Consider the following 11,048-nt stretch of genomic DNA (forward strand, 5'->3'; position numbering starts at 1 on the left):
TGTTTTCTAAGCAGTAAAACAAGGTATTATATCTCGATGTGCTTCATCATTGCGCTGCGTAACGATCAAGAAATGGCGATACGTAGGTTATGAATACATCGTAAACAGAATAAAAGATGCAAACGCCGAGTTTGTGAATCTAATTGTGAATGGTTACTTAGAAGTCAATGACTTGATCTCATCATCCATCGAAAGCAGATCGTTGAGTCAAGGTTAGTTGGCTCGGGGAGATGTTGCAATGAGAAGTGGAGCGCGAAATCAACGCGCTCGATTCTGAAAGAGATAAAACCAATAGGCGATGGCAAGTATAAGCGCGAGGGCGATTGGCGCCATCAGAGAGCCGATTGCATAGAGGCTATACAGTTTCGCGCCAGCAATACCACCAGATAGAAATCCGGCAAAAATAAACAGAAAAAGTTTGGCTTTACGATAGTCAAAACGCTCACCGCGCAGTCGCGCGCCAATCATAATGCCAAGATCGGTAATGATACCGGTCATGTGCGTGGTGCGCACTACCGCGCCGCTAAAAGTGGTGATCATGGCATTTTGTAAACCACACGCTGCGGAAGCAAAGTATTGCCCAGAAGTGATGTTTTGCTTTAACAGCAAGTAAGCGACGAACAGTAAACCGGCTTCAATACACAGCGCAAAGCCATAACGACGGCCTAACTTAAGCGCCGTGCTTTCCATAAACGCGCCACTTAAGGTTGCACCCATTAAGAAACTCAACAAAATCATGAAGAGATGGCTGGTCATGCCGTCAAGTGCTTCGATACTGGTGCCGATCAGCGTTACTGTACCGGAGATATGAGAAACCGCTTGGTGTTGAAAACCAAGCAAGCCAATCGCGTTGACTATTCCTGCAAGAAGGGCAAGTAGGAATGCTCCGTATTCCACCCAGCGTGGTAGTCGAGAAATCACAAATTTACTCCCAAAAACTAGGCGTGGATTATAGCGCTGGTAAGAGCAGTTCGGTAGTGAAAGTTAGCGCGATCTTTCGCTAAATTAAATTTTGATTGTCCTTGTCGATAAAATTTGCTGATAAAGACAATGTCATTATGGCCGTTGTAAGTTGGCGCTGTCCCTTATTGAACTGCTGCAATCAATAAGGGTGAGAAACTAATTAATCAAGCTTAGGTGAGGTTGGTAAACGCTTACTTTATCTTGGTTGGCAAACTATTGAATCTGCTCAATTTGGCAATCAAATTTCACCCAACCTTGTTTGTGTTGTTCGTATATCGAAAAGCTGGGTTGAGGAAGGTCTTGTTGATTGAAAACGCCTACAGGGACGACGAAATCTTCCGGTGCTGAAGAAAGCGCCAATAGCATTGTAGTGCCACAGCGAGGGCAGAAAGAATACGTCACCTGATGACCAGAATCGCTGATCCGAGAGTACTCTGTGAGTTCGCCACTATGGTTGATTTGAGAACGGTGAAAACGCGCTTGAACGCCAAATACGCTACCGGTTCTTTTTTGACATTCAAAGCAATGACATATTGCAGTACGAACCGGGTCGCCGTGACAGATGAGGTTGACTTGCCCACAACTGCATTGCGCAATGCGTGTGGGTAGCGGATTAACAGTGTGATGTAAGCTGTGATGAGTCATGGCCAATCCTTGAGATAACAAACTGCTACTGTTAAGGTTTATCACCAAGCTGAGCTATTTACAATCTGAGCGTAAAAATGAAAAGACGTCTACTTCCTATTCCATTGATTCTTCTGATCCCTATTGTATTGCTGGTGGTTGTGATTATTGCTGGTGTCTACCGTTTTAGTCTCGATGATGAAGAGATATTGGCCAAGTTTCCTGCTCAAGCACAAAGCCAAGCTGAGCGCCAAGATAGTGTGATGCAGCAAGTCTTTGCCCTGTCAACGCCTAACCCTTGGACTATAAGCGTGCCGGAAAGTCATGCGTTTGCCCTTGTTGATCATATTGATGCGGAAAATCATTGGGCAACAGGCCGCTACGATTCGGGTTCTGATCGCGGCCAAGTTAGCGTGAGCTTGCAAAGGCTGGTGGAGGTCGCAGAGCATCAATATGTGTCGGTGATGACAGTATCAAATCAAGGCAGCGGAGTTTTCTACTATTTGACCAGCTTTGAATATGATCTTAAGCGTCAGCGATTGGTGCTAATTGATACGGTGTTACTTGGCGATCGCATTGCCGTTGATAATCTCAGTTACGCATCCTCGTTAGTGCAACTGAGTTACCGTCAACATGGAGCTAAACAGTCTTATGCAGATTTACCTGCCGATGCTTTGATTGGTAATTATCGTCTTGACGAAAAATTAGATTTTATTTCATTACCTTAAGCCTCCGCTTGTGACTATTCCATTAATTGCCTATATTGGTTAAGCAAATTTTCTTGTTGTTAATGGAGTAATACATGATTAATAAACGTTTCTTTAAAACCAAGGACGAAGTGGAAGTAACGTTTGAGTTACCGGAAGAGCAAGTTGAACAGTCAGCTTGCCTAGTAGCAGACTTTTCTGATTGGCAACCAATCGTGATGAAAAAAGTAGCTAAAACGAAATCCTATCGATTCAAAACACGCTTACCAAAAGATCAACAGTTTGAATTTCGTTACCTTGTTGATGAAAGTCGTTGGATTAACGACCCAAGCGCTGATCAATATACGCCAAATGGTTTTGGTGAAGACAATGGTTTGCTAACCACGTATCAATAATAAATTCAATAAGTTGGTGGTTACTTACCCATCAAGTGAATAAAATAAGGCGCATTATTGCGCCTTTTTTGATCGCATACCTAGTCGGATGGGGTGACAAAAGAAGCAGAAATCCGTAATCTTATAGCGATTTTTCCCATACGTAACGTGTGGCTATAAAAACGTATTACATGAATTAATGAATAATTAAATTGTTATAAGGTCAAACAGTGCAAGCGAGAACAATAAAAGCGCGCGTTTCTGAGCTTACGAAACGCAAGAGAATGATGCTTTTGAGCTTACCTGCGGTAGCGATTGTCGTATTGACTACCCTTGGTGGCACAACCAACAAAATCCGCACGATTGATCTTTCTCTAAATGACACCCAGTTAGTTGATACCATTCTTAATGACAGCGTTGAGAATGTCGATATGCCGGATTATGAATATCATATTCAAGCCGGTGACAATTTGAGCTCTATTTTTGATCGTCTTGGTTTTGCGTACAGTGACATGATGAAAATCATGGAGACAGATCTTAACTACTTGGCGCTCGATACGTTAAAGCCGGGGAATACTCTGCGCTTTTGGCGTGATGAGCAAACGAACCACCTTGCTAAGATGGAATTAGAGTTCAGCCTTGTTGAACGTGCGGTGTACTCGCGCACGGTTGATGGCGACTACGAATTTACCGATGTTAAAATCCCGGGCGTGTGGAAAGAATACGCTTTGGTTGGTGAGATAAATGGTAGCTTCTCCCAATCAGTCAATAAACTCGGGTTGGGCAATGTAGAGATTGAGCAAATTGTCGGTTTGTTGAAAGACAAAATCAATTTCTCCCGTGATTTACGCCTAGGCGATACCTTTGAAGTAGTGCAGTTTCGTCAGTATGTGGATGATCAACTGACGGGAAATCGTGAAATTCAAGCGATTAAGATCATGAATCGAGGTGGCGAATATACGGCATATCTGCATGAAGATGGCCAGTACTATGATAAAAATGGCGATAGCTTACAACGCGCATTTCAGCGTAAACCAATTGCGGGTAACTATCGACTGAGTTCTAATTTTAATGCTCATCGCAAGCATCCTGTGACGGGCCGAGTCTCTCCACATAACGGAACTGATTGGGCTACGCCGGTAGGAACACCCATCGTATCTACAGGTGATGGTGTGGTTATCATGACGCGTAACCACCCATATGCGGGTAATTATGTTGTTGTTCAACATGGCAGCACTTATAAAACGCGTTACCTGCATTTGAGTAAGATATTGGTACGCAAAGGTCAGAAGGTAACACGGGGTCAACGCATTGGTTTATCGGGCAAATCTGGCCGTGTTACTGGGCCGCATATTCACTATGAATTGATTGTGCGTGGCAGAGCGGTGAATGCAATGAAAGCGAACATCCCAATGGCGAGTTCGGTATCAAAAGCGGATATGCCGGCTTTTGTCGCACGACGTGACAAACTGGATAACATGCTTAAGCAGCAAGAACTAAAAATTGCTCAGCAGGGCTCGGCGAATAACGCGAGTTAACAACAATTTTAAAGCGAACCATGTGGTTCGCTTTTTTTTGGGCTATTTAATCAGAGAGTCGTGATTAAGTTCTGCGATGCTTTTAGCTCCGGTTAGTGTCATCGCCACGCGCATCTCTTTTTGGTATAAATCGAGCAAATTCTCAACGCCCGCTTGCCCTTGGGCTGCTAAGGCGTAGACGAATGACCGCCCTAGTAGGGTGCAGTCTGCCCCCAGAGCAATCATACGCACTACGTCTAAGCCGGTACGAATACCTGAGTCGACTAAGATTTTAAGATCGCCTTTGACTGCATCAGCAATGGTTGGCAGCGCTTTTACAGTGGAAAGTACACCATCAAGTTGTCTTCCTCCGTGATTTGATACCACAATGCCATCGGCGCCAAATCGCACCGCATCTTTTGCATCTTCAGTGTCTAAAATCCCTTTGATGATCATCGGTCCATCCCAAAAGTCGCGAATCCATTCAAGGTCTTGCCAACTGATGGAAGGATCAAAATTGTTACCCAGCCAGCCGATGTAATCTTCGAGCTTTGTCGGTTCACCTCGATAGGCTGAAATGTTACCAAGATCGTGTGGTTTGCCCAGTAGTCCGACGTCAAGAGCCCAACGTGGATGACACATCGCTTGCCACATACGGCGACTTGCTGCATTTGGGCCACTCATGCCTGAGCGCATATCGCGATAGCGAGCGCCGGGTACAGGCATATCAACGGTGAAAACTAAGGTTGTTACGCCCGCTGCCTTAGCCCGTTCTAGCACATTGCGCATAAAACCGCGGTCTTTCAAAACGTACAATTGGAACCACATTGGTCGTTCTATCGCTGGTGCCACTTCTTCTATCGGACAAACGGAAACCGTAGACATAGTGAAAGGGATGCCTTTGTTCTCAGCGGCTTTCGCTGCCTGAACTTCGCCTCTACGTGCATACATGCCGGTTAATCCAACCGGAGCAAGGGCAATTGGCATTGAAAGTTTTTCTCCAAATAATTCGGTTTCCAAACTTAAATCAGCCATGTTTTTTAATACCCTTTGCCTTAGTCCAATCGCAGATAAGTCGGCAGTATTGTGCTTTAACGTATGCTCGTTATATGACCCACCATCAATATAATGAAAAAGAAACGGAGGTAACTTAGCTTTTGCGGCTGCACGATAGTCTGTAGAAGCGGAGATGATCATAACGTAGGTCCTATAAGTCGCTCGTATTGAAATGAAGCCAGTTAAAGCTCTTCCTTTTTACTTGTCCGTATGACGGCCTTTTCCTGACAGCGCTGGCTGTTACAGCGTAGGTAATGTGGCATTGGGGTTTAGTGAGTGATGTTACAGTTTTGTTATATATTGATATATCGATTTAATCGAAATTATTTATTCTAAAAATGGGTAAATAACTCGAGTGAATTGCGACAAATTAAGGCGTGAAACGTTGTAAGGAAACGAGCAAGAAGTGGGTGAAAAGTCGTTGGGTGATGAGCTTGGGGAAAATGCCAGAATGTGGACAACAACATGGCATTTACCCAACTCAATGATGGCTATAGTGTCATCTGATATTGGCGCGGTGTTAAACCAAATTGCTCTTTAAATCGCTGAGTAAAGCGCACTTCAGACTGATAGCCACAGGCCAGCGCAGTGTCCATTTGGCTAAACTTTCTTTGCAACAAACCGAGCGCATGAGACATGCGAATTTCGGTCAATATATGTCGAAAGCTGGTCTCTTCTGCAGCAAGTTTACGAGTTAGAGTTGCACGACTCATCGCCAAGTGCTGCGCAGCGACTTCGATCTTATGATCATCACCGGGAGCGGCACTCAAATAAGTGGCGAGTTTATCGCGGACTTGCTGATTATCATTAGGAAAAAGTAGATGTAGAGCACCGATGTGACGAAGTTCAGCATAGAATGCCAGTAGCAACTGTTGTTGAGTGTGTACAGAGAGATCTTTGTTGGACATGTCGCAAATGATCTCAAAGCAATAGCGCAGAGCGTCATTCACTTTCACCATCGGCGCGCTGCCGCCAGAGGATGCCTCTTGATTTAACCACTCTGCTGGAGGGGGTTGGAAAAAAGTGACTGCCCGCGCATGGAAGCTGTTCTGCATTGGGGTATTAACGAAAGTGAGATACTGACCTGCGGGAACCACAAGCCAGTTTGCACGATTGAACTCATAGGATTGCTCTTGCCACCAAAGTTGTTTGTGGCCTTGTTCTACCCAATAAAGGGTAGGGGCATGAATGAACACGTTGTGCAAAGGCTGCTCTCGCTTACCTTGGAAATGTGTGATGTGCAGTAGTGGTTTGTTCATGCCCTAATCCTTGTTTCTTTACGTTGTACGAGTTACTCGTTGACGTATGTCGCAGTAATTTTCGCTTTATCGAGTGCACTTGAGTTGAGCATAAAGCCAATCAGAGCATTCGATGCTCCTTGTGGCAGCTCTAGTTTCTCAGTTGGTAAGGCGAATACGGTAAATTCGTAGCGGTGCATTCCGTCTCCCTTTGGAGGACAAACGCCACCAAAGCCTTTTAAGCCATAGTCATTTTTCATTTCGTCTGCTTTGATTGATTTACCTGAAACGCCTCGTTCAAGCGTAGTGACGTTCGCAGGGATATCGACCGCAACCCAGTGCCACCAGCCGCTGCCCGTTGGTGCATCAGGATCATAAGCGGTAATCGCAAAGCTTTTTGTTCCAGCAGGCACATCGCTCCAGCTAAGTTGTGGCGATAAATTATCCCCACTACAACCAAAGCTATTAAAAGCAAACGTATCAGCAATTCGCGAGCCTTCTTGAATGTCTTGGCTGGTTAAGGTCATTGCTGAACTAGCAAATGAAGCAAGAAGTAGTACAGGTGCGAGTTTGAAAAATTTCATCTTAGTTCCTTTTTAGGTTTCGGCTACAGGACTAATCATAGAAGTAAACACAGTAAAAATGATTACTTAAAAACTCATAATTAATTCAATTTTAATTATTATGAGTTTTTAAGTAAATAGTTGCGTGAGATAAAGGCGAATGCCGTTGCTGAGCCGAAACAAAACATCGCATGGTTTAGGTTAATGCAGACGAAAAAAAGGCGAACACTTGGGGGGCAGTGTTCGCCTTTTGATTATATAAACCGTGTTCAGCTTGGCTGATTAATTGGCGTTATACACCGGATAATCGAGCAACCCTTGCTCTGCGCCACCAAACAGTGTGGCCGGATCATGCTGTGCTAACGGGTAGTTGTTTTCGATGCGACGAGGTAAATCGGGGTTAGCAATAAATGGACGACCAAAACCGACCATATCAGCTAAACCAGATTGTACAGCGTGTGCGGCTTTGTCGGTGTTGTAACGGCCGGCATAGATAATCGTGCCTTGATAAGCATCGCGCACCGCTTGCTTGAAATGGGCGGGTGTCTCGGGTGCATCATCCCAATCTACTTCTGCAATATGGATATAAACGACGTTGAGTTTACTGAGTAGTGCCGCCGCCGCGGTGTAGGTTTCCACCGGTGTTTTATCTATTGTGCCATTTAATGAAGTGAAAGGAGCAAGGCGTACACCCACACGTTCTACCCCAATAGCATCAGTCATGGCTTGAACGACTTCTGCAAGAAAACGTAGACGATTTTCAATTGAACCACCATATTCGTCAGTGCGTAGGTTCGCTTCAGAATCGATAAATTGATTGATCAAATAACCATTCGCAGCGTGTAATTCGATGCCATCAAAGCCAGCTTCAATCGCATTAAGTGCCGCTTGGCGATATTGTTCAATTACTTGTTTAATATCGTCATGGTTCATAGCTCGTGGTTCGACTACATCCACAAAACCAGGAGCATCAGTGCCATTATCGATGAATACTTTTACGTTCTCCGCTTTTAGAGCAGATGAAGAAATAGGTTGCTCACCACCAATATTGTCTGGGTGAGTGACTCGGCCGACATGCCAAAGCTGAGCGAAGATTGCTCCGCCTTCAGCGTGAACAGCATCGGTGACTTTCTTCCATCCAGCGATTTGCTCAGCTGAATAGATACCAGGAGTCCAAGCGTAGCCTTGACCCTGCGGTGAAATTTGCGTGCCTTCAGCGACAATCAAACCCGCTGACGCACGTTGTGCATAATAGGTCGCCATCATGTCATTCGCGACATTACCAGGTTGGCTTGCACGAGATCGGGTCATTGGTGGCATCACAATGCGGTTATTTAGCGTTAATGAGCCTAGCTGAATCGGTTGGAACAATGCATTTTTCATGATCAGGCCTTATTTGCTGGTTTGAATCAGTTCGATGGCGTAGCCGTCGGGATCTTTGATAAACGCGATATGCGTTTCGCCGCCTTTTAGTGGGCCGGGTTCACGAGTGATATTGCCCCCTAACTGGCGGATCTGATCGCAGGTGGCATAGAGATCTTCACAACCCAATGCAAGGTGACCAAATGCATCTCCGAGTTGATATTGGTCGGTATCCCAGTTATGGGTTAGTTCTATCGTTGTTGCATCTGATTGGTCTGGGTAACCAACAAACACTAATGTGTAGCGGTATTCAGTATTATCCATGCGGTCCAATACACTCATGCCTAACACTTGGGTGTAAAACTCAATGGATTTTTCGAGATTGGTAACTCGAATCATAGTATGGAGAAATTTCATCGTTCACCTCAACATGGGAAAGGGCTGTAGTGTCTCGACAACCCGAATCTGAGGGAAACAATATGCTCATTCAGCTTAAACGTAAAATTATCACTGATTATTAAAATGATAATTTTACGTTATGACGTGAATTTGTAATTGTCGGGGGAGTTAAACAGAACGAAAAAGCCAGAGCGAGGCTCTGGCTTTAGAAGGCATTGAATAGGTATGAATCGACGTTTAGTTAGCATGGCCCATTGCTGAGAATGGGGTTCCGGCTTTACGTCTTCTTGGCGCTAGTGCCATGATGATGCCAAAACAGGCGCCTTGAGTGATCATCGCGGTACCACCGTAGCTGATAAAGGGAAGTGGACTGCCCATTACCGGTAGCAAGCCGCTCACCATTCCCATATTAATAAACGCATAAAGCATAAAGCTCATGGCCAATGCGCCAATGACTAAACGGCCATAAGCTGAGTCACTTTGGCTTGCAAGCCACAGTGTACGACCGGCAATAAAGAGGTAGGTTGTGATCAGTGCGACGCTACCAAAGTATCCCCATTCTTCCGCAAAGGTAGAAAAGATAAAGTCAGTGTGGCTTTCAGGAATAAAGCCCAGCTGACCTTGGGTCGCATTCATATAGCCTTTACCACGAATACCGCCAGAGCCAATAGCAACGAGCGACTGAATAATTTGGTAACCTGCGCCAAGTGGGTCTGATTCTGGATTGAGGAATTGTGTCACGCGCATTTTCTGATAACTCTCCATAAAGAAGATCCACAAAATGGGGATAGCAGTGGCGACGATGCCAATCACAGAGGCGATGATTTTCCAACTCATCCCACCTAAAAACAATACGAATAGTGAATAGATGACGGTGAAAATGGCGCCATCTAAATCGGGTTGTATGACGATAAGGCCCGCAGGCATTGCGGTAAGCGCTAAGCACAGGCCAATCTTTTTAAATGTTGGCGCTCCGGGATCTTTGGCAATTAGCCAAGCTGCCATCATGGGTACGGCGACCTTCACTAACTCAGAAGGCTGGAAGCGTATTGGGCCGAGTGCTAACCAACGTTTAGAGCCATTGGTGGCATCGCCAGCGATGACGACCGCCAATAGCAATAATACTGTTAAGGTAAATAGCGGCGGGGCGACATCGCACAGCTTTTTAGCCGGTACGGCAGAAAGAACCACAAGTGCGCCAATGGCAATGACAGCACGGGCTAAATGGCGCTCTAAAATGGGCTCACTAAAGCCACTAGCGCTCCAAACACTAATGCTACCAGCCGCAATTAAAAAACAAATCGCAGCGAGCAGTGGATAATCTAATTGAGGGCGAATACGCAGCACAGGCGAAACATCTAAAATGAAAAGTGATGCGAAATTTAATCCTGATTGTGCGGAAAAACAATAAACAATTGCAGAGTGAAAGTTAAGTTTTCAAGTTAAGTAAACAGGTTATGAGCTAGGTAACAAAATATGCGTCGCTAGCCTTGAATGTAACCGACTGTATTTACAGGATTTATACTTGTAGTGCCATTGGTTTAACATTCGGCTGAAACGGGATTGTGGTTCGAATCTGCTGTGTATAATTTTCGCCGTGGCTTTTGACACTCAGCTTGAGTCTTACCTATTACAGAGGGACGTCTAGGGAGAATCCGCGAGTTAAAACTAGGTCAGAAGGTAAAAGAGAAATGCCATAGAGCGGTAACACCAGTAACTTTCCATTGTTATTGCGACAGAACGTTTAGAGTTTGCAAAACATAGCGATGCATTTTCGATCGAACAGAGCAAAGATTGCTCTAGGAGGTTGAAAGTTAGACATTCATAACATTATTGAACAGAAAAGCATAAGAAAAGTAAAAAAAAGACTATACAAAAAACAAGCAGTCGTTATTATACCGCTCAGTTGTTCAAAGAGTTATTAAATGCAGCATCAAGTACAAGTAAAACCTCAAGTATCAAAACACAGTTTTTGTCGCTAGGCGTTTCCCTTTTATTTTAGCGAAACATGATATAATTCAAGAAGTTAACATACTGTTAACAATGAACTCTTCTTAAATTAAATAAATAAGGGGCATAAAATGTCTAACTCAATTACTGGTACTGTAAAATGGTTTAACGAAACTAAAGGTTTCGGTTTCCTAACTCAAGATAACGGCGGCGCAGACGTATTCGTACACTTCCGTGCTATCGCTTCTGAAGGTTTCAAAACTCTTAACGAAGGCCAAAAAGTGTCTTTCGAAGT

The 11,048-nt window shown here is 44.6% G+C and carries 12 protein-coding genes; 4 read left to right on the forward strand and 8 right to left on the reverse strand.

Annotated features, from left to right (window positions below):
• Positions 1 to 258: 258 nt before the first annotated feature.
• On the reverse strand, positions 259 to 921 hold the full coding sequence (locus RH85_RS01705) for a YoaK family protein (protein ID WP_006710453.1): 663 nt from the start codon (positions 919 to 921) through the stop codon (positions 259 to 261).
• Between the two features lie 255 nt (positions 922 to 1,176).
• Positions 1,177 to 1,608: a GFA family protein gene (locus tag RH85_RS01710; protein ID WP_006710454.1), complete on the reverse strand. Its 432-nt coding sequence runs from the start codon at positions 1,606 to 1,608 to the stop codon at positions 1,177 to 1,179.
• A gap of 77 nt (positions 1,609 to 1,685) precedes the next feature.
• On the opposite strand from RH85_RS01710, the gene RH85_RS01715 reads away from it, so the two are divergent.
• From RH85_RS01715 to RH85_RS01725, 3 genes are all read left to right on the forward strand, one after another.
• A complete protein-coding gene (locus tag RH85_RS01715; RefSeq protein ID WP_006710455.1) occupies positions 1,686 to 2,315 on the forward strand; it encodes a hypothetical protein in 630 nt (209 codons plus the stop codon).
• A gap of 74 nt (positions 2,316 to 2,389) precedes the next feature.
• Entirely contained in the window at positions 2,390 to 2,689 is a 300-nt protein-coding gene (locus RH85_RS01720; protein ID WP_006710456.1) for an isoamylase early set domain-containing protein, read from the forward strand.
• 263 nt (positions 2,690 to 2,952) lie between these two features.
• The gene (locus tag RH85_RS01725; protein WP_006710457.1) at positions 2,953 to 4,206 is read left to right on the forward strand and encodes a peptidoglycan DD-metalloendopeptidase family protein; all 1,254 of its coding nucleotides are present in this window, start codon (positions 2,953 to 2,955) and stop codon (positions 4,204 to 4,206) included.
• Positions 4,207 to 4,248: 42 nt separating this feature from the next.
• Here the strand turns inward: RH85_RS01725 and lldD are convergent, their stop codons facing one another.
• From lldD to rodA, 6 genes are all read right to left on the reverse strand, one after another.
• Entirely contained in the window at positions 4,249 to 5,382 is a 1,134-nt protein-coding gene (gene lldD / locus RH85_RS01730; protein WP_006710458.1) for an FMN-dependent L-lactate dehydrogenase LldD, read from the reverse strand.
• Positions 5,383 to 5,732: 350 nt separating this feature from the next.
• Positions 5,733 to 6,500: a helix-turn-helix transcriptional regulator gene (locus RH85_RS01735; RefSeq protein ID WP_006710459.1), complete on the reverse strand. Its 768-nt coding sequence runs from the start codon at positions 6,498 to 6,500 to the stop codon at positions 5,733 to 5,735.
• 32 nt (positions 6,501 to 6,532) lie between these two features.
• Positions 6,533 to 7,063, reverse strand: coding sequence for a YbhB/YbcL family Raf kinase inhibitor-like protein (locus RH85_RS01740; RefSeq protein WP_006710460.1), 531 nt, complete (start codon positions 7,061 to 7,063; stop codon positions 6,533 to 6,535).
• Positions 7,064 to 7,324: 261 nt separating this feature from the next.
• The gene (locus RH85_RS01745) at positions 7,325 to 8,425 is read right to left on the reverse strand and encodes an alkene reductase (RefSeq protein ID WP_006710461.1); all 1,101 of its coding nucleotides are present in this window, start codon (positions 8,423 to 8,425) and stop codon (positions 7,325 to 7,327) included.
• Positions 8,426 to 8,434: 9 nt separating this feature from the next.
• Entirely contained in the window at positions 8,435 to 8,821 is a 387-nt protein-coding gene (gene gloA, locus RH85_RS01750; RefSeq protein ID WP_006710462.1) for a lactoylglutathione lyase, read from the reverse strand.
• Positions 8,822 to 9,040: 219 nt separating this feature from the next.
• A complete protein-coding gene (gene rodA, locus RH85_RS01755) occupies positions 9,041 to 10,150 on the reverse strand; it encodes a rod shape-determining protein RodA (protein WP_006710463.1) in 1,110 nt (369 codons plus the stop codon).
• A 734-nt stretch (positions 10,151 to 10,884) separates the two neighbouring features.
• Here rodA and RH85_RS01760 point away from each other — a divergent pair.
• Positions 10,885 to 11,048: cold-shock protein (locus RH85_RS01760; RefSeq protein WP_006710464.1), on the forward strand; the 164-nt coding region annotated here is incomplete at its 3' end.

Origin of the sequence: Vibrio ichthyoenteri ATCC 700023 (genome assembly GCF_000222605.1) — a bacterium.
Lineage (GTDB): Bacteria > Pseudomonadota > Gammaproteobacteria > Enterobacterales > Vibrionaceae > Vibrio > Vibrio ichthyoenteri.

What these genes read in the sequence shown, in the direction of transcription:
- RH85_RS01710 (WP_006710454.1), bottom strand. Translation starts at nt 1,608, where the DNA reads ATGACTCATCACAGCTTACATCACACTGTTAATCCGCTACCCACACGC.
- RH85_RS01715 (WP_006710455.1), top strand. Translation starts at nt 1,686, where the DNA reads ATGAAAAGACGTCTACTTCCTATTCCATTGATTCTTCTGATCCCTATT.
- RH85_RS01720 (WP_006710456.1), top strand. Translation starts at nt 2,390, where the DNA reads ATGATTAATAAACGTTTCTTTAAAACCAAGGACGAAGTGGAAGTAACG.
- RH85_RS01725 (WP_006710457.1), top strand. Translation starts at nt 2,953, where the DNA reads ATGATGCTTTTGAGCTTACCTGCGGTAGCGATTGTCGTATTGACTACC.
- lldD (WP_006710458.1), bottom strand. Translation starts at nt 5,382, where the DNA reads ATGATCATCTCCGCTTCTACAGACTATCGTGCAGCCGCAAAAGCTAAG.
- RH85_RS01735 (WP_006710459.1), bottom strand. Translation starts at nt 6,500, where the DNA reads ATGAACAAACCACTACTGCACATCACACATTTCCAAGGTAAGCGAGAG.
- RH85_RS01740 (WP_006710460.1), bottom strand. Translation starts at nt 7,063, where the DNA reads ATGAAATTTTTCAAACTCGCACCTGTACTACTTCTTGCTTCATTTGCT.
- RH85_RS01745 (WP_006710461.1), bottom strand. Translation starts at nt 8,425, where the DNA reads ATGAAAAATGCATTGTTCCAACCGATTCAGCTAGGCTCATTAACGCTA.
- gloA (WP_006710462.1), bottom strand. Translation starts at nt 8,821, where the DNA reads ATGAAATTTCTCCATACTATGATTCGAGTTACCAATCTCGAAAAATCC.